This is a genomic window from Allobosea sp. RAF48, from assembly GCF_052114025.1.
GTDB lineage: Bacteria > Pseudomonadota > Alphaproteobacteria > Rhizobiales > Beijerinckiaceae > Allobosea.
In genome coordinates, this window is sequence record NZ_JBFRDZ010000003.1 from 275317 (window position 1) to 291928 (window position 16612).

Annotated in this window: 17 protein-coding genes; 9 read left to right on the forward strand and 8 right to left on the reverse strand. The window is 66.4% G+C overall.

The genetic code is table 11. The features are described 5' to 3' along the window. Nucleotides 1-141: 141 nt before the first annotated feature. Both dnaG and AB4Z10_RS07530 read right to left on the reverse strand, forming a co-directional pair. On the reverse strand, nt 142-2034 hold the full coding sequence (dnaG, locus tag AB4Z10_RS07525; protein ID WP_441469761.1) for a DNA primase: 1893 nt from the start codon (nt 2032-2034) through the stop codon (nt 142-144). A 117-nt stretch (nt 2035-2151) separates the two neighbouring features. Then, nucleotides 2152-2613 (reverse strand): GatB/YqeY domain-containing protein, encoded by a 462-nt coding sequence (locus AB4Z10_RS07530; RefSeq protein ID WP_441469762.1) that lies wholly within the window; start codon nt 2611-2613, stop codon nt 2152-2154. Nucleotides 2614-2768: 155 nt separating this feature from the next. Between AB4Z10_RS07530 and carA the strand changes: the two genes are divergently transcribed. The 4 genes from carA (at nt 2769) to AB4Z10_RS07550 (ending at nt 5946) form a co-directional block, all read left to right on the forward strand. Further along, complete coding sequence (gene carA, locus AB4Z10_RS07535) at nt 2769-3977, forward strand: glutamine-hydrolyzing carbamoyl-phosphate synthase small subunit (RefSeq protein WP_441469763.1); 1209 nt, start codon at nt 2769-2771, stop codon at nt 3975-3977. 172 nt (nt 3978-4149) lie between these two features. Then, a complete protein-coding gene (locus AB4Z10_RS07540; RefSeq protein WP_441469764.1) occupies nt 4150-4479 on the forward strand; it encodes an NIPSNAP family protein in 330 nt (109 codons plus the stop codon). Nucleotides 4480-4650: 171 nt separating this feature from the next. Beyond that, a complete protein-coding gene (locus tag AB4Z10_RS07545; protein WP_441469765.1) occupies nt 4651-5469 on the forward strand; it encodes a prephenate dehydrogenase/arogenate dehydrogenase family protein in 819 nt (272 codons plus the stop codon). A gap of 51 nt (nt 5470-5520) precedes the next feature. Further along, nucleotides 5521-5946, forward strand: coding sequence for a group III truncated hemoglobin (locus AB4Z10_RS07550; RefSeq protein ID WP_441469766.1), 426 nt, complete (start codon nt 5521-5523; stop codon nt 5944-5946). Between the two features lie 105 nt (nt 5947-6051). Here AB4Z10_RS07550 and AB4Z10_RS07555 read toward each other — a convergent pair whose 3' ends face one another. Next, nucleotides 6052-6984 (reverse strand): LysR substrate-binding domain-containing protein, encoded by a 933-nt coding sequence (locus AB4Z10_RS07555; protein ID WP_441469767.1) that lies wholly within the window; start codon nt 6982-6984, stop codon nt 6052-6054. Between the two features lie 91 nt (nt 6985-7075). Between AB4Z10_RS07555 and AB4Z10_RS07560 the strand changes: the two genes are divergently transcribed. Beyond that, complete coding sequence (locus AB4Z10_RS07560) at nt 7076-7984, forward strand: DMT family transporter (protein ID WP_441469768.1); 909 nt, start codon at nt 7076-7078, stop codon at nt 7982-7984. A gap of 118 nt (nt 7985-8102) precedes the next feature. Here AB4Z10_RS07560 and AB4Z10_RS07565 read toward each other — a convergent pair whose 3' ends face one another. Further along, entirely contained in the window at nt 8103-9362 is a 1260-nt protein-coding gene (locus AB4Z10_RS07565) for a class I SAM-dependent methyltransferase (protein WP_441469769.1), read from the reverse strand. A gap of 149 nt (nt 9363-9511) precedes the next feature. Here AB4Z10_RS07565 and AB4Z10_RS07570 point away from each other — a divergent pair, with 149 nt between their 5' ends. From AB4Z10_RS07570 to AB4Z10_RS07580, 3 genes are all read left to right on the forward strand, one after another. After that, entirely contained in the window at nt 9512-10204 is a 693-nt protein-coding gene (locus AB4Z10_RS07570) for a class I SAM-dependent methyltransferase (RefSeq protein ID WP_441469770.1), read from the forward strand. A 138-nt stretch (nt 10205-10342) separates the two neighbouring features. After that, nucleotides 10343-11137 carry a hypothetical protein gene (locus tag AB4Z10_RS07575; protein ID WP_441469771.1) on the forward strand — a complete coding sequence of 265 codons (795 nt, stop codon included), beginning with the start codon at nt 10343-10345 and terminating at the stop codon, nt 11135-11137. 5 nt (nt 11138-11142) lie between these two features. After that, entirely contained in the window at nt 11143-11613 is a 471-nt protein-coding gene (locus tag AB4Z10_RS07580) for a hypothetical protein (protein WP_441469772.1), read from the forward strand. 24 nt (nt 11614-11637) lie between these two features. Here the strand turns inward: AB4Z10_RS07580 and AB4Z10_RS07585 are convergent, their stop codons facing one another. The 4 genes from AB4Z10_RS07585 to AB4Z10_RS07600 form a co-directional block, all read right to left on the reverse strand. Then, nucleotides 11638-12042, reverse strand: a complete 405-nt coding sequence (locus tag AB4Z10_RS07585) for a GtrA family protein (protein WP_441469773.1) — start codon at nt 12040-12042, stop codon at nt 11638-11640. Nucleotides 12043-12107: 65 nt separating this feature from the next. After that, nucleotides 12108-13442, reverse strand: a complete 1335-nt coding sequence (locus tag AB4Z10_RS07590; RefSeq protein WP_441469774.1) for a hypothetical protein — start codon at nt 13440-13442, stop codon at nt 12108-12110. A gap of 142 nt (nt 13443-13584) precedes the next feature. Then, on the reverse strand, nt 13585-14646 hold the full coding sequence (locus AB4Z10_RS07595; RefSeq protein WP_441469775.1) for a class I SAM-dependent methyltransferase: 1062 nt from the start codon (nt 14644-14646) through the stop codon (nt 13585-13587). 97 nt (nt 14647-14743) lie between these two features. Beyond that, complete coding sequence (locus AB4Z10_RS07600; protein ID WP_441469776.1) at nt 14744-15133, reverse strand: ArsR/SmtB family transcription factor; 390 nt, start codon at nt 15131-15133, stop codon at nt 14744-14746. Between the two features lie 154 nt (nt 15134-15287). Here AB4Z10_RS07600 and AB4Z10_RS07605 point away from each other — a divergent pair, with 154 nt between their 5' ends. After that, entirely contained in the window at nt 15288-16502 is a 1215-nt protein-coding gene (locus tag AB4Z10_RS07605) for an MFS transporter (protein ID WP_441469777.1), read from the forward strand. Nucleotides 16503-16612: the final 110 nt, after the last annotated feature.

Genomic DNA, 16612 nt, shown 5'->3' on the forward strand with positions numbered 1-16612 from the left:
TAAAAGGGCGGCGCGACCGCAGGCCCGGCGCGCTCACCCACCCAAATCTATTCGCAGATGGCACCAGACGTCGTTGACGAATCGTGAACCACCCCACCAGCCCCGCGCGCATCGAACCTGCGTCCACCATTCGCTGGGCTATCAATCCTCGGACATTGCCTCGGTGCCCTCGATCGCTTCGAGGCGGGCCTTCACGTCCTTGATCCAGGCGAAATTGGCTTCGGTCGCATCGTCAGCCAATGCACGCTCGGCTGCTCTCAACTCGCTATTTAGCGTTCGAGCGCGATGATGCAAGACGATAGCCTGATAAATCGAGTCAAAAACCGATTCAGGATCAGCATCTTGCGCCAGCTTGCGCCGTTCTGCGGGGCCGGTGACAGCCATGAGTTGATTATGGGCCTCCCGCACACGCGGTTGCACCAGCCGATTCGCCAGGATCTCCCGGTCGAGCTTATCCTCGACCGCATCGAGCAGTGCCTGCCGGAAGCGCTCGGCTGCTGGCCCGTCCAGCGAAAGCTCGGCAATTTCGTCGGCGCAGCGCAGGATGAGGTCGGGGTGGCTGGCCAGCGCCAGCAGGATGAAGGCCTCGCGCTGGTCCTCGCCACGCACCTTCGCCACGAGTCGCGACTGGGTCAGCGCGCTCGAGGCCCGCAAGGGACCGGCGAGCCAGGATGGCACCTGCCGGCCGCCCCGCGGGGCTGGTCCGCCCCGGCCGCGCTGGAAGTTTCCGCCCCCGCCGCCACGCTCCTGCCGTGCCGGGGCAGCGCTGGTGAAGAGCTGCGCCAGCCGCTCGTCCATCTCGCGGCGGTAATGCTTGCGGGTCGTCTCGTCGCGGATCTCGGCCAGCGGCTCCTTGAGACGGCGTTCGAAGGCGGCGCGCCGCTCCGGCGTGTCGAGCGGGCTGGCCTCGACCTCGCGCTGCCAGAGCATGTCGACCAGCGGGCGCGCCCCGGCAATTACCTCCGCGATCGCCTGCCGCCCGCCCGACCGGGCGAGATCGTCGGGATCCTGCCCGTCCGGCAGCAGCGCGAAGGAGAGCGACTTGCCGGGCTCCAGGAGCGGCAATGCCAGATCGATGGCGCGGCTAGCCGCCTTGCGCCCGGCCTTGTCGCCGTCGAGGCAGATCACCGGCTCGTCGGCCATCCGCCAGAGCAGGCCGAGCTGGCCTTCGGTAAGCGCCGTGCCGAGCGGCGCCACTGTCTGCGGAAAGCCCGAGAGCGACATGGCGATGACGTCGACATAGCCCTCGACCACGATCACCTGGCTCGTGTCATGCGCCGCCTTGCGGGCATTGTGGTGGTTGAACAGCAGGTGGCCCTTGTGGAAGAGCGGCGTCTCCGGCGAGTTGAGGTACTTCGCCGCCACCTCCGCGCTCATCGCCCGCCCGCCGAAGGCGACGACGCGCCCGCGGGAATCGTGGATCGGGAACATGACGCGGTCGCGGAAGCGGTCGTAGGGCACGGCGATCTCATCGCCATGCACGAGCAGCCCCGCCTCCATCATCAGCTCGGCCGGCACGCCCTTGCCGGCAAGATGGTCGCGCAGCGCGAAGCGGTCGACCGGGCCGTAGCCGAGGCGAAAGCGTGTGCGCGCCTCGCCGTCTAGCCCGCGCGTCGCGAGATAGCGCCGGGCAGCGCCGCCGCGATCGCCCATCAGCTCGGCCTCGAAGAATTGCGCCGCGAGCTCCACGACCTCGTGCAACCCCTTGCGCTTCTCCTCCTGGACCTGCGCCTCCTGCGTGATCTTGGGCAGAATGACGCCAGCCTCGGCCGCAAGCTTCTCGACCGCCTCGGGGAAGGAGAGCCCTTCCGTCTCCATCACGAATTTGAAGATGTCGCCGTTCTTGCCGGAGGAGAAATCGAAGAACGAGGCCTTCTGGTCGTTGACGAAGAAGGAAGGCGTCTTCTCGGCGTTGAAGGGCGAGAGCCCCTTCCATTCGCGTCCCGCTTTTTGAAGGCGCACGCGCTTACCCACGACCGCCGAAACCGGCAGCCGCGCCTTGATCTCCTCAAGGACGGAAGGGGGGAATTTCATCGACCTTATGTGGACCTGCAAAAGCCGAAAGCCAACCGCCGATCGCGCCGGCAGTTGGCTTTCTCCCGTGATTCACAAAGATGATGGCGGCAGCCGAAAAGCGGCTGTCCGGGCAGCTCAGCCGCCCAGCGCCGCCTTCACCATCGGGCTGACCTTGCCGAAATCCATCTGGCCGGCATAGGCGGCGCGGAGGATGCCGATGACCTTGCCCATGTCCTTGACCGCAGTCGCGCCGCTCTCGGCGATGGCCTTGTCGATAGCGGCCTTCACCTCGTCGTCCGACATCTGCTTGGGCAGATAGGATGAGATCACCGCGACCTCGACGCGCTCGCCATCGGCGAGCTCGGGACGGTTGTTGGCGTCGTAGATCGCGATCGATTCCTGGCGCTGCTTGATCATCTTCTGGAGCACGCCGAGGATTTCGTCGGCCGTGGCCTCGCCCTTGCCGGCGCCGCGCGCCTCGATGTCCTTTTCCTTGAGCGCCGCCTGGATCAGGCGGATCGCGCCAACCCTGCCCTTTTCGCCGGCCTTCATCGCTTCCTTCAAATCGCTGGTGAAGCGCTCGCGCAGGCTCGTCATCTCGTTGTTCCTTTTTCTCTTGTGCGGCCTGCGCCAACCTTGATTGACGGGCAGCGCCCGGCTCTTTATGGCTCGCGTTCCAGACCGGCGGAGTGGATTTCTGCAGCCCCGCCCCCGCATTCTGCCGCTGGCGCGGCCTGGACCGAGACATAGACATGACCGCTTCCGAAGGAAACCCCGCCCCAGGCGGCTGGACCGAACCGCACGCGACCGCGCTCCTCGTGCTCGCCGACGGCACGGTGCTGGAAGGCTTCGGCCTCGGCGCCGTGGGCGAAGCGCCCGGCGAGGTCTGCTTCAACACCGCGATGACCGGCTATCAGGAGATCCTGACCGACCCGTCCTATGCCGGGCAGATCATCACCTTCACCTTCCCGCATGTCGGCAATGTCGGCGTGAACGAGGAGGACACCGAGACGGTGAACGCCGCCGCCTCCTCGGGCGTGCGCGGCTGCGTGCTCCATGCCGCCATCACCGAGCCCTCGAACTGGCGCGCCAACCGGCATTTCGACGCCTGGCTGAAGGCCCGGAACATCGTCGGCATCTGCGGCATCGACACCCGCGCACTCACCGCGCTGATCCGCGACAACGGCATGCCCAACGCCATCCTCGCGCACAGCCCGGACGGCGTCTTCGACATCGAGCGGCTGAAGAAGCAGGCGGCGGAGCTGCCCTCCATGGCCGGCCTCGACCTCGTCCCGCTCGTCACCGCCTCGCAGCGCTACGATTGGGATGAGACCCCCTGGGTCTGGCCGGCCGGCTATGGCAAGCGCGAAACCAGCAATTTCAAGGTCGTCGCCATCGACTATGGCGTGAAGCGCAACATCCTGCGCCTGCTCGCCAAGGCCGGTTGCGACGTCACAGTGGTGCCCTCGACCGCAACCGCCGAGGATATTCTGGCCCTCACCCCCGATGGCATCTTCCTCTCCAACGGCCCGGGCGACCCGGCCGCGACCGGCGAATACGCCGTGCCGGTGATCAAGCAGCTGCTGGATCGGAATATCCCCACCTTCGGCATCTGCCTGGGACACCAGATGATGGCGCTCGCCATCGGCGGCCAGACGATGAAGATGAAGCAGGGCCACCACGGCGCCAACCATCCGGTGCAGGACAAGACCACGGGCAAGGTCGAGATCGTCTCGATGAACCACGGTTTCGCCGTCGATCCCGCCAGCCTGCCGGCGAATGCGGTCGAGACCCATGTCTCGCTCTTCGACGGCTCGAACAGCGGCATCGCGCTGACCGACCGCCCGGCCTTCAGCGTCCAGCATCATCCGGAGGCCTCTCCCGGCCCGCAGGACAGCCACTATCTCTTCAACCGCTTCGTCGAGCTGATGGTGGCAGAGAAGGGCAAGAAGGCGGCCTGAAGAGGTCGCTGCTTCAGCGTCAGAACCCTCATCCTGAGGAGCAAGCGAAGCTTGCGTCTCGAGGATGCTTCGGCAGGCTCCGGCGCACGGCAGACCATCCTTCGAGACGGCCGCCATTGCGGCCTCCTCAGGATGAGGGCTCGGTAAGACGCAGTCCCGATTGGAGGCAGGCATGATCCACCAGTTGCGCATCTACGAGATCTTCGAGCGCAACAAGGCGGCCTTCCATGCCCGCTTCCGTGACCATGCCGCCCGCATCATGGGCCGCCACGGCTTCAGGATCGTGGCGATGTGGGAAACGGCTAGCGCCGGGCGGACCGAATTCGCCTATATCCTCGCCTGGCCCGACGCCGAGACGAAGGCCAAGGCCTGGGCGAGCTTCATGGCCGATCCGGAATGGAGCGAGATCAAGCGCGCCACCAAGATCGAGCACGGCGACATGGTCGGCGCGATCGAGGACCGCACGCTGACGCCGACCGACTATTCGCCCCCGCTCGATTGACAGCGTTGCGCCCGCGAGCTTTAAACGGGCCATGACCAGCCTGATGGCCAGCTTCCGCAGCTATTACGCCCCGTCCTCATAGAGGCGGTGGCATTCCCATGTTCAACCGCCGCGCTGGCGGTTGAATTCAGGCAGATCACCCGGCATCGCGGCTCCCACCGGACCAGAGCGATGTCTTCCACGATCAGAGCCGTCACCTCCATCGGCATCATGGGCTTCGGCGCCTTCGGGCGACTGATGGCCCGCCATCTCCAGCCGCATTTTGCATTGCGCATCTGTGACCCGGCCCATCCGCCCGAGCCGGATGCGAGCGGCCAGGGGCTGGTTCCCGCCTCCCCCGCCGAAATCGGGGCCTGCGATCTCGTCATTCTCGCAGTGCCCGTCCCGGCGATCCCCGAGGCGATCGCGTCGCTGCGCGCGCATCTCAAGGCCGGCGCCGTGGTCCTCGACGTCGGCTCCGTCAAGATCGGCCCGGCACGGGCGATGGAGGCGGCCTTGCCGGAGGATGTCGAGATCATCGGCACGCACCCGCTCTTCGGCCCGCAGAGCGCCCGCAACGGCCTCGACGGGCTCAAGATCGCGCTCTGCCCGATCAGGGGCGGCAGCACCCCGCGCATCGCCGCCTTCCTGCGCCGCGTGCTCAAGCTGAAGGTCATCGTGACCACGGCCGACGCCCATGACCGCGAGGCTGCCATGGTGCAGGGCCTGACCCATCTCATCGCCAAGATCCTGGTCCGCATGGAGCCGCTGCCCCGGACGATGACCACTGCGAGCTTTGACCACCTGATGCAGGCGACGGAGATGGTCCGCTACGACGCACCCAACGTCTTCATGGCGATCGAGCGCGCCAATCCCCACGCCAAGGCGGTGCGGGATCGCTTCTTCGCGCTCGCCGACGAGATGCGGCTGTTTCTGGAGCACGGCCAACAGGATATCGCCCCGCCCGACCCCACCCTGCCTCACAAGGTCGCAGAAACCGTGCGGGCCTAGCCTTCTCCGCTCGGCCCGCAGACAATACGAGAAACCTCGAATGCCCCAAAGATGACCGACAACCCCCTCATTCATCCGGGCGCTGCCCACCCTGACCTGCGCGAGCCGATGATCGCCGAGCTGGTCCGCACCTTCTATGAGCGGGCGCGTCAGGACGACCTGATCGGCCCGGTCTTCGCGGCAGCGGTGGAGGACTGGGACGATCATATCGGCAAGATCACCGATTTCTGGAGCGGCGTGATGCTACGCTCCGGCCGCTACAACGGCCGGCCGATGCGTCCGCATCTCATCCTGCCCCTGGAGGGCAAGCATTTCGACCGCTGGCTCGACCTGTTCGAGATCACCGCGCACGAGGTCTGCCCGCCGGATATCGCGCAGGCCTTCATCGTCAGGGCGCGACGCATCGCCGACAGTTTCGAGATGGCCCGCGCCAGCCAGCGCGGGGAGTTCGCCGCTCCGCGGCATAGCTTGCGGTAAATGCAGCTCGTCATTCTCGGGCTTGTCCCGAGAATCTCAGGCCGAAAGAGGTTCCGGCACCTGCTGGTCACGAGATGCTCGGGTCAAGCCCGAGTATGACGCGGATCAAGCAGCCCGCGCCTCCCGGCTCAGGAACGCCTCGATGTCGCCTCTGGCCGCACCGGCCGCCCGCGCAATGCGCTCGGCCAAAGCTGCCGCCGAAGGTCTGAGTGCGCCATGGGGCCGGTCGAGCCAGTAGGACACGGGGTTCAGTGCCTCGCGTGCATCCACGCGCATGATCCGACCCGCCGTGAGCTGCTCGCGCGCCAGCGGCGGACGGGCCAGCGCGATACCGAGGCCGTGCGCCGCAGCATCCAGCACGAGGTTGTAATCCTCGAAACGGCGGTCCTGCGGGCGCGGGCGATAATCCAGCCCCTGCGCCGCGAACCAGGCCTTCCAGCCCGCAGCGTCGGAATCGTGGATCAGCGGCTGGCCGAGCAGTCGCTCGGGAGGCCCCTCCCCGATCAGCGCAGCGAGCTGCGGCGAGGCGATCGGGAAGCACCACTCCTCGAACAACTTGAGCGAAAGCCGGTCCGGCGCGCCGCCGCGTCCGCAACGTATCCCGAGGTCTACACCTTCCTCTTCAAAATCCACCTTGCGATGCTCGACCTGCAGCACGATGCGCAGGGCCGGCATGCCCGCCTCCAGAACCGCCAGACGCGGCATCAGCCACAAGGCGCAAACCGAGGGCGGCGCGCTGACGCGCACCACCGAAGCGCCGCGCGCCTCGCGCCAGCGCTCGGAGGTATCCGCGATCAGCGCGAAGGCCTCCTGCGTGCGCTGGAGCAGGCGCTGCCCCTCCGGCGTCAGCGAGACGCCGCGCGCCTGCCGCAGGAAGACGCGCAGGCCCAGCCAATGCTCGAGCTTGGCGATCTGCCGGCTGATGGCGCCATGGGTCAGGTTCAGCGCCTCGGCCGCCGAAGAGAAGCTGCCGGTGCGCGCGGCGGCTTCGAAGGCGCGCAAGGTGTCGAGCGGAGGGAGGTTCGAGCTGTGATCCATCCTCACAGCTCATGCGCGAATTGTTCGTTTGTCAATCAGCTCGCTGAGGCGTCTATCGGGAGCAACCTTTCGTCACCGATGGATCGACGCCATGTCCTCCTCAAGCTGCGCATCCTCCGCGCCGACCACTTCCGGTTCTCAGCGCCTCGACCCGACGCTGGTCTTCACCGTCACCTTCACGGTCATGGCCTGGGCTTCCTCCTTCCCGGCGATCCGCGCCGGCCTGGCCGGCTTCGGCCCGGCCGAGATGGCTGCGCTGCGCTTCGCGCTCGCCGGCGGCCCCGCCGCGCTCTTCCTTCTCGCGACGCGGGCGAAGCTACCAGAAAGCGCCGATATCTGGCGCTTCCTCGTCGGCGGCGTCATCTTTATCGCGGGTTATGCGCTGCTGCTGAACTTCGGCCAGCGCGTCGTGCCGGCTGGCCCTGCCGCCTTCATCATCAACACCAACCCGATCATGACCGCCGTCCTCGCCATGATGATCCTGGGCGAGCGCTTCAGCCTGATCGCCTGGCTCGGCACCGCCCTTTCCTTCGCCGGCATCGGCGTGATCGCGATCGGCAAGGGGCTCGATGTCGAGATCGGCATGAGCGTGCTGCTGATTCTCGGCGCCGCGTTCTGCAACGCCATCACCACTGTCGTGCAGAAGCCGCTCTTCGCCCGCTACAAGCCGCTCCATGTCGCGGCCTGGAACATGGCGATCGGCGGCTTCGTGCTGCTGCCCTTCCTGCCTTCCGCGATCGCGCAGGCGCAGGTCGCCCCGGCCGTCTCCTTCTGGTCGGTGGTCTATCTCGCCGCCGTGCCGAGCCTGATCGCCTACGGCACCTGGGCGATCACCCTCTCGCGCCTGCCGGCCGCCCGCGCGTCGAACTTCCAATACGCCGTGCCGCCGATGGCGATGCTGATCGGCTTCCTCTGGCTCAGCGAAGTCCCGACGGCCTTCGGCCTGATGGGCGGCGCCATGGCACTCGCCGGCGTGGTGATCGTCAATCTGAAGCGGTAAGGCGCTTTCCTCGGCCTATGTCGTCATTGCGAGGAGCGAAGCGACGAAGCAATCCAGGCGCGGCAGAGCCCTGCGCCTCCTGGACTGCTTCGCTGCGCTCGCAATGAGGGCAGCCCGCTCAAAACCCCTTCGCGGCCAGCGCCTTCTCGTCATCCGCGATGTAGTCGCGGATGATCGGGACGGCGCTCTTGTGCGGCCCGAGCAGCAGTTGGAACACCATGTCGCCGCCGATGTCGAAGGAGATCGAGCAGGCGCAGAGATAGAACTCCCACATCCGCGCGAAGCGCTCGCCCATCATGCCGACCACTTCCTCGCGCCTCGCCATGAAGCGCTCGCGCCAGGCCTCCAGTGTCCAGTGGTAGTGGCGGCGCCAGAATTCGCAGTCCGAGGACCAGAGCCCGGTCTGCTCGACTGCGGCGAACACCTCCGACAATGCCGGCGCATAGCCGCCTGGGAAGATGTACTTCTCGAAGAACGGCCCGGTGAAGCCAGGCGGCCCGGCGCGGCCGATGCAGTGGACGAGTGCGATCCCGTCCGGCGTCAGGAGATCGCGGATCCCCTCGAAATACTCGCCGTAATGCGCGACGCCGACATGCTCCATCATGCCGACCGAGACGATGCGGTCGAACGTCCCGGTGAGCTCGCGATAGTCCTTGTTGACGAAGGTTACGGCATCGCCGACCCCAGCCGCCTCGGCGCGCCTCGCAGCCGCCGCCATCTGGTCGGGCGAGACGTTGAGGCCGGTCACCTTCGCCCCGCAGGCCTTGGCCAGATAGATCGCCAGTTCGCCCCAGCCCGAGCCGATATCGAGCACACGCATGCCGGGCTCGATCTTCAGCTTGGCGGCGATGTGCCGGAGCTTGGCCTTCTGCGCGTTCTCCAGCCCGACATCCGGCGAGTGCCAGTACGCACAGGAATAGGTCATGCTCTCGTCGAGCCAGAGCCGATAGAAATCGGTCGGGATGTCGTAGTGGTGCTTGACCTTCTTGCCCGCGAGGCCGAGCGGGTTGTGCATGCGCCAGCGCCGGATGCGGAAGCGCACCTGCCGGATCACCTTCTGCAGCGGGTGCTTCCGCAGCTCCTTGCGCTGCAGCCAGAACAGCGTCAGCAGATCGTGGATCGTGCCTTCCTCGAAGTCGATCCGGCCATCCATGTAGCCTTCGGCCAAGGCGAGCTCGGGATTGAGGAAAAGCTCGCGCTCGATACGGTTGTCATGGAAGCGCACCGTGACCGAGGGCGCCGTCTTTCGCACGCCGGCGAACAACATCTCGGCTGGACCGGGTCCGAAGACGTGGCGCTTGCCGTCCGGCGTGATGACGGTGAGGCGTCCCTGCCGGACGAACCCCTTGAGCAATCGCGGCAGCAGCAGCATCGGCATCCCCCGTCCCGCGCGCCCCGAGTCGGGGACGCAATCGTGACTTAAGCGGAAACCGCCGCGTCCCGGAACCCCGGCTGTTGCGAAGCCCTGCCGCTTGCGTCTAGTCATCGGGCAACGGTCGTGAGCGACCCCGAGGATCGATACTGCCCATGTCCTGGCGCGATTTCTGGAACGGCGAACATTCCATCTACGTCTCGCCGCGCCACAAGGCGCTGCACTACCACGCCATCGCAAGCGACGTGATCGCACATGTTCCCGCGCCCGACGCCGTCGTGCTCGACCATGGCTGCGGCGAGGCGCTCGATGCGGCACGCGTCGCCTCGGCCTGCGGCAGGCTCTATCTTTGCGAAGCTGCGCCCACCGTGCGTGACAAACTGCGCGCCCAGTTCGGCCGCAAGGTCAACATCACGGTCGTCTCCCCCGAAGAGGTCGAGGCTCTGCCGGAGGCTTCGCTCGATCTCGTCGTCGCCAATTCGCTCGTCCAGTATCTCTCCCGCGACGAATTGAAGGCGCTGCTCGAAACCTGGCGCAGCAAGCTCAGGCCCGGCGGCAAGCTGGTGATAGCGGACGTCATTCCGCCCGACGTCAGCCCGCTCACCGATGCCTCGCAGCTTCTCGGCTTCGCCTGGCGCGGCGGCTTCCTGATGGCGGCGCTCGCAGGCCTCATCCGCACCGCCTTTTCGGACTACCGGAAGCTCAGGGCGCAATACGGGCTGTCGACCTACACCCCGGACGCCATCTCCGAACTGATCGGCGAGGCCGGCTTCGCCGACCTGCAGAGGCCCGCGAATTTCGGCCACAACCCGCATCGGATGACGTTCAAGGCGACGAAGCCCACCTGATCGAAATAGGCCGCGCATCCATTACGGCAAGAATGCTGACTTATACTAAAGTTCCGCTAGGGGAGCGCGCAAAGTAGCTTGATTTGGCGGAGCGAACGTGGCTCTGAGCGCGGCTTGCCCCGAAGGCGTGAGAGCTCCGTGCAGGATCAGTTCAACTGTCCCTATTGCGACGCCACGCTCAAGGCGGGCGTCCTGTCCTGCCGTTGCTGCGGGCGTGACCTGACGCCGGTCCTTCCCCTGCTGCGTCGCCTCGGTGCTCTGGAGGAGCGGCTCACGGCCTTCGAGAAGCGTGCCGAAGAGGACCGCGCCGCACTGGCTGCAAGACCCGTTGCAGCCCTGGAACCTGTAGCATCCGAGAAGGCGGACACGCCTGAGCCTGCCCCTCCGATCGCCCACTCCGTTGCGCGCCGCCGCTACTGGGTGTTGCCCTTCGGCCTGACTTTGCTGCTGCTGGCCTATTGCGCGATCGTCCTTTGGCTCGACCTGCCGCTCTGGGCGCTGCGCCTTGCCTCGATCGCGATCCCCTTCATCACCGGCATGCTCTATTTCGGGCTTCGCCCGCGGCTGATCGCCTTCGATATCGGCATCGCCATCGGTTTCGCGATTTTTTCCGTCGTGACCATGAACGCATTGCTCGGTTGGCACGACAATATACCGCTCCTTCCGCAAGGGCTGGCAGCCTGGCGCGAGACTTCGTTCTATGCGCTGAGCATCGGCGCCTCCATGTTCTCGGGGATGTTGCTGCGCGTGACGCAGGCTGCGCTCACCGCGCGGGGCCTCGTCTCGCTGCCGGAACTGCGGAAGGGGCTGCTGGCCGTGCATGGCAAGGTGCCGATGGAAACGCTGAAAACCATCGAAACCACCATCCTGATGGCCGGTACCATCATTTCTGCCATCGCCGGCCTCATCGCCGGAATCTTGGGAGTGAAATAGGGACGATGATGAAGACTGTGCTCATCCCGCACATTCTGCGTGTTGTTCTCGCCGCCGCTGTGATGTCGACGACGGCACACGCCGCCGAACCGGTTCAGCTCATCACCCGTGAGGAAGCGGGCTTGCCGACCACAGCCAAGGCCCCAGCCAGCACGCGCAACCTCACCCGCGGCCCCAGCATCGACACCTTGCCGACGCCCGACAAGAGTGTTGACGGCAAGCCTTTCCGGCTGGCCGTTCGCTTCATGCCGAGCAACGGCGTGCCGATCGATCCGGCGACCGTGCGCGTCTTCTATCGCCGCCAGCCTCCGGTCGACATCACCGAGCGGATCAAGCCCTTCATCACGCCGGCAGGAATCGACGCGCCCTCAGTCCTCGTCCCCAGCGGAAGCCACATCATCGAGATCGAGGCGACCGACAAGGAAGGCCGCATCGGCCGCCGCCAGCTCACGCTGACGGTCGCCCCGCAGCAGTGAGGAAAACGACCGGGCGGCGTGCCGTCAGGCCGCCCGGTCGGCGAAGCTGAAGAATTTGTGACCGAGGAACGAGAACACCATCACCACGCCGGTGGTGACGATCTGCATCGGCAGATAGGGCAAGCCAGCCCTCGTCACGAAGAAATGCATCAGGATTCCGGTGAGCACGAAGCCGCCGGCTGCGATCAGGGCGAAGCGCCACCCCGCTTGCGCATGGGTGCGCGTGGCGTCGAAGGTCATCCAGCGGTTCAGCGTATAGGAAACCAGCGCGCCGACGACGAAGCCGGCGAGCGTCGCCGGAACAGGATCGATCCGGCCGAGCTCGACGAGCCCGATCAGCACGCCGTAATGCGCGACCGCGGTGAGCCCGCCGGCGACGACATAGGCCATGAGCTGGCGGAACTGGCGCGGATAGCGGCGAAACGGCATCCGCGCTTCCTAGATCATGGACAGCGCGGGGCGAACGATTTTTTCGCCCCGCGCTGCTTCACGAATTATCCGGCGTCGCTGCCGGCAAGGTTGGCGGGCATGCCGCCGACCGGCATATCGAGCCCCTGCTTCAACGTGTGGAGATGATATTCGCGGATGCGCGCGTTCGTCGGGTCGCTGACGAAGGCGCTGCCCCCGATCACGGCGAGACTCGGCGTTGGCGTCTTCGCCGCGTAGGCACAGTCGAAGGCCGGGACCGCGTCGAAGGAGGCGATTTCCTTCCAGGCGGGCCCGACCTCGTAGATCCTGAGCTTGCCGTCCGGCGTCAGATTGGCGAGCCGGCTGCCATTGCTGCTGAGCTCGAACCGGCAGACAGCCTGCTCGCCCGGCACCGGCAGCACATCCTCGGCGGAGAGCGCCTTCGCTTCGGGATCGATCCGGAGCAGCGCGTCATAGGGCGCCTTCAACCCGTAATTGCCGACGAGATGGCGTCCGCCTTCGCGGGACTTGAGCGCGCTGGTGCGCCGTTCGTCGGGATAGGCGAGCTTCCGCGCGCTCCAACCGTCTGCGGCGCCTTTCGCGGCTTTGGACAGCACCAGCAAACCGCCGCCCTCCCCTTCGGTGCAGCCGAAGACATAGCGCCCGCCGCGCGCCGGCGCATAGCCGTGATAGAGCTTGCAGGAAGCTTCCGCTCGCGCCGGGTCGTTGAAGCCTGCGACACGCTTCCAACCGCCATCGTTCTGTGACGCTCGGCCCTGCTCGAGGATCTCGAAGCCGTTGGGACGTGGCGAGGCGCTGCGGTCATCGCCCTTGGCATAGGCGGGGTTGGGCACCGAGATCAACCATTGCCGCGCTCCGAGCGGCACGGCAATGCCATGCTGCGGCGCCGGGCTCGGCCAGATCGTGACCTCGGGTTCCGGCTTGGCCAGGGCGTCGATGGCGAGCATCACCACCTTGGGCTCGCTCTTGCCTTCCCAGGGACGTAAGCCGTCATAGAACAGCGCGAGCTGCCCATGGCCCGAAATGACATGGGCAGGCCGGTCCCCTTTCGTCGAGAAGTCGAGGAGCTTCGGCTCGGCCTTGTCGAGATCGACATGGTCGCCATGCGACTCGGCGATCAGCCCGGTGTCGAGGATGCGCAGCGTCCCCGCGTCGTCTCCCGTCTTGACCACGACGTAGCGCCCGCCGGAAACCGCGGCGAAACCCGGATTGGCTTTTGGCACGTCGAAGCTATGCGTGACCTCGCCGCTGTCGAGGTCGAGGATGCGGACGACCGTTTTTTCGTGGTCGGCGAAGACGAGCCGCCCGCGTAGCAGCGCATGGTCATGCGCAAGGGCCGCGGACGCGAGCAGGCAGCCGACGAGGCCGAAGCCGGCCGCAACGAGGCGAGACGAAGACAAGGGAAAACTCCACTTATTACGCAATGATATAACATTGCATAATAACGACCGACACCTCAACTCGCTTCTGCGGCGAGCGGTGGATAAATCCCGCCCCCTGCGGCGCTTCCGACCGCGCCCCCTGGGTTTCAGCCGAACCGTGTTAGGCCCGCACCTCGAAGACCATGTTGAACGGCGTCTCGGTCGCCCGGCGGAAATGCGAGAAGCCCGCATCCATCGCGACCTTCCGCAGCCGCATCTCGCCGGCCTGCGCGCCGAGGCCGAGCCCGACCTCCTGCGAAAGAGAGGCTGGCGTGCAGATCATGGTGGACGCGCCGTAGAAGATCCGCCCGACCGGGTTCAGATTGTCCTTGAGATGGTCGTGCGCGAAGGGCTCGACGATCATCCAGCTGCCGTCCCGCGCCAGCGACTCCCGCACATGCTTCCCCGCACCGACCGGATCGCCCATGTCGTGCAGGCAGTCGAACATCGTCACGAGGTCGTATTTCCGCTCGGGGAAGTCCTTCGCGGAGGCACGCTCGAAGACGATGCGATCGGCAACGCCCGCCTTCTCCGCCGCCTCGCGCGCCCGCTCGATCGAAGGCCCGTGATAGTCGAAGCCATAGAAGCGCGATTGCGGATAGGCCTGCGCCATCAGGATGGTGGATGAGCCGTGCCCGCAGCCGACATCGGCGACGGTCGCGCCCTGCATCAACTTGGCCTGGACACCGTCCAGCGCCGGAATCCACTCCGCGGTCAGATGCGCGTTGTAGCCGGGCCGGAAGAAGCGCTCGGTTCCCCGGAACAGGCATTTGCTGTGCTCGTGCCAGCCGAGGCCCGAGCCGGTTCGGAAGGCCTCCTCGACCTTCGGCTCGTCGACCCACATCGACTGCACGATCTCGAAGGCACCGGCGAAGAAGGCGGGGCTGTCGTCTTCGGCGAAGGCCATGGCCTGCTCCGGCGAGAGGCTGAAGCTGTCGCTGCCCTCGTCATAGTCGACATAGCCGGCCGACGCCTGGCCGGCGAGCCATTCGCGCACATAGCGTTCTTTGAAGCCTGTCTTCTCTGCCAGTTGCCGGGAGGTGACGGGCTCGCCGTCGCCCATCGCCTTGTAGAGGCCGAGCTGGTCGCCCAGCACGATCAGGGCGCCAGTGACGGAGGCTCCGACGTCACCGACGAGACGCCCCACCAGGGCATCGAGTTTCTGAGGGTCAGCAGCACGCATGGCCATGCTCCTCGGGTTCGGGCGTGGCCGGTGCCGCGTCGCGATCCGGCTCGACGCCATCGCGGAAGAGAGGACGCTAAACCTGCGCCAGACGCTGTCAACGGGGCGAAGTCGAACCCTGCGTCTCGTCGCTGCCTGAAAGCCATTCGGGACCGAGCCGCGGCAGGTTCGGGTCACGCCGCGCGGTCTCGATCACGCTGTCGATCAGCCCGGGAAAGCGCTGGTTCAGCTCGTCGCGCCGGATGCTGAGATAGCGCGACGTTCCCTCCACCCGCATGCGGGTGATGCCGGCCTCGCGCAGCTTGGCGAAGTGGTAGGACAGCAGCGAAGGCGAGGCGAAGGCGGTGAAATGGCTGCAGCGCGCCTTGTCGACCTCGCTGACATCGGCGAGCGCGACGAGGATGCCGAGCCGTATCGGATCCGCCAGCGCCGCGAACACGTCGGCGGGCGCGACATCCTCGATATCGGGGTGGAAGACCGGCTTCATCGCCTCCGAGATAGGCGATGAAGCTGCCGCTGACAATATTCAACATTCATTGAAATTACCCTTGCGGGCAGTGATCGGCACCCTTAAAATTCAACGATCATTGAAGTTTTGAAGCTTGCCTTCGAAACAGCGATCATCCGCAAGGATCATTCCCATGGATACGCGCCTTCTTTCCCTCGCCGGCGGCGCCTTCGCCATCGGCACGGGCAGCCTGATCGTCACCGGCATCCTGCCCCACCTCGCCAACGGCCTGAGCGTTTCTGTCGACACCGCCGGCCTGCTCATCTCGATCTTCGCCCTCGCCTATGCGATCGGCTCGCCGATACTCTCCACCGTGCTCGGCGATGCCGACCGCAAGACGGTGCTGGTCGGCGCGATGACGGTGTTCGGCCTTGCCAATCTCGGTGCCGCCTTCGCCAGCGATTTCTGGGTGGTGATGGCCGCCCGGATCGTGATGGCGCTCTCGGCGGGCGTCTTCATGCCGGCGGCGAACGCAGTCGCCGTCGCGGTCTCCGCGCCGGAGCGGCGCGGCCGCGCCATCGCACTGGTCACCGGCGGTATGACGGTCTCGCTGATTCTCGGCATCCCGATCGGCACGGCCGTGGTCGGTTTCGGCGGCTGGCACCTTGCCTTCCTGATCGTGACGCTGTTCAGCGCGTTGTCTCTGGCGGGCCTTCTCGTCAAGCTGCCCAAGGGCCTGCCGCACAGCACGAACACGCTACGCGAGCGCCTGCAGGTCGCGGGGCGCAGCGATGTGCTGCTGGCGCTGGCAACAACGATGCTTTGGACCACCGGCGCCTTCGTTCTCTACACCTATATCGCGCCCTTCCTGACCAACCATGCCGGTATCGCCGGCCCCTGGCTCGCCGCGGCGCTGGTCGTCTCCGGCATCGGCTCGGCCATCGGCAACCAGCTCGGCGGCATCGCGAGCGACCGCTTCGGCCCGGAGCGGACGCTGACCGTCGTGCTGACCGTGCTGGCCGCGGCGTTGCTCACCGCCTCGCTGATCGCCGTCAACCTGCCGCCGGCACTGGCGATCTACCCGATCCCCTTCGTGCTGCTGATCTGGAGCGCGGCGGGTTGGGCGGGGCACCCCTCGCAGATGTCGCGCCTCGCGGCGATGGCACCGGACGCGGCCGTGGTCGCGCTCTCGCTCAATGCCTCCGCGCTCTATTTCGGCATCGCGGCCGGCGCTGCGCTCGGCCAGCAAGTCATGCGCCATGCCGGCACCTGGCCGCTCGGCTTCGTCGGCGCCGCCTGCGAGATTGCGGCCCTCGCCGTGCTCTTCATCGCCATGCGGCGCAAGCGCCGGCAGCCCCGTTCGCTGGAGATCGATCTCATCGTTCCCGCGCCAAGGCCTGTGCGTTGAGCGACGGGGGAAGCGCTTTTAGCTTCCCCCCGCCGCCTTGGCCGTCTATAGCGAGCGCCTAGCATTCATTCAGACGTTCGCCAGGCCTCCGCTCGCCCGATCGGACCGGC

What these genes read in the sequence shown, in the direction of transcription:
- dnaG (WP_441469761.1), bottom strand. Translation starts at nt 2,034, where the DNA reads ATGAAATTCCCCCCTTCCGTCCTTGAGGAGATCAAGGCGCGGCTGCCG.
- AB4Z10_RS07530 (WP_441469762.1), bottom strand. Translation starts at nt 2,613, where the DNA reads ATGACGAGCCTGCGCGAGCGCTTCACCAGCGATTTGAAGGAAGCGATG.
- carA (WP_441469763.1), top strand. Translation starts at nt 2,769, where the DNA reads ATGACCGCTTCCGAAGGAAACCCCGCCCCAGGCGGCTGGACCGAACCG.
- AB4Z10_RS07540 (WP_441469764.1), top strand. Translation starts at nt 4,150, where the DNA reads ATGATCCACCAGTTGCGCATCTACGAGATCTTCGAGCGCAACAAGGCG.
- AB4Z10_RS07545 (WP_441469765.1), top strand. Translation starts at nt 4,651, where the DNA reads ATGTCTTCCACGATCAGAGCCGTCACCTCCATCGGCATCATGGGCTTC.
- AB4Z10_RS07550 (WP_441469766.1), top strand. Translation starts at nt 5,521, where the DNA reads ATGACCGACAACCCCCTCATTCATCCGGGCGCTGCCCACCCTGACCTG.
- AB4Z10_RS07555 (WP_441469767.1), bottom strand. Translation starts at nt 6,984, where the DNA reads ATGGATCACAGCTCGAACCTCCCTCCGCTCGACACCTTGCGCGCCTTC.
- AB4Z10_RS07560 (WP_441469768.1), top strand. Translation starts at nt 7,076, where the DNA reads ATGTCCTCCTCAAGCTGCGCATCCTCCGCGCCGACCACTTCCGGTTCT.
- AB4Z10_RS07565 (WP_441469769.1), bottom strand. Translation starts at nt 9,362, where the DNA reads ATGCCGATGCTGCTGCTGCCGCGATTGCTCAAGGGGTTCGTCCGGCAG.
- AB4Z10_RS07570 (WP_441469770.1), top strand. Translation starts at nt 9,512, where the DNA reads ATGTCCTGGCGCGATTTCTGGAACGGCGAACATTCCATCTACGTCTCG.
- AB4Z10_RS07580 (WP_441469772.1), top strand. Translation starts at nt 11,143, where the DNA reads ATGATGAAGACTGTGCTCATCCCGCACATTCTGCGTGTTGTTCTCGCC.
- AB4Z10_RS07585 (WP_441469773.1), bottom strand. Translation starts at nt 12,042, where the DNA reads ATGCCGTTTCGCCGCTATCCGCGCCAGTTCCGCCAGCTCATGGCCTAT.
- AB4Z10_RS07595 (WP_441469775.1), bottom strand. Translation starts at nt 14,646, where the DNA reads ATGCGTGCTGCTGACCCTCAGAAACTCGATGCCCTGGTGGGGCGTCTC.
- AB4Z10_RS07600 (WP_441469776.1), bottom strand. Translation starts at nt 15,133, where the DNA reads ATGAAGCCGGTCTTCCACCCCGATATCGAGGATGTCGCGCCCGCCGAC.
- AB4Z10_RS07605 (WP_441469777.1), top strand. Translation starts at nt 15,288, where the DNA reads ATGGATACGCGCCTTCTTTCCCTCGCCGGCGGCGCCTTCGCCATCGGC.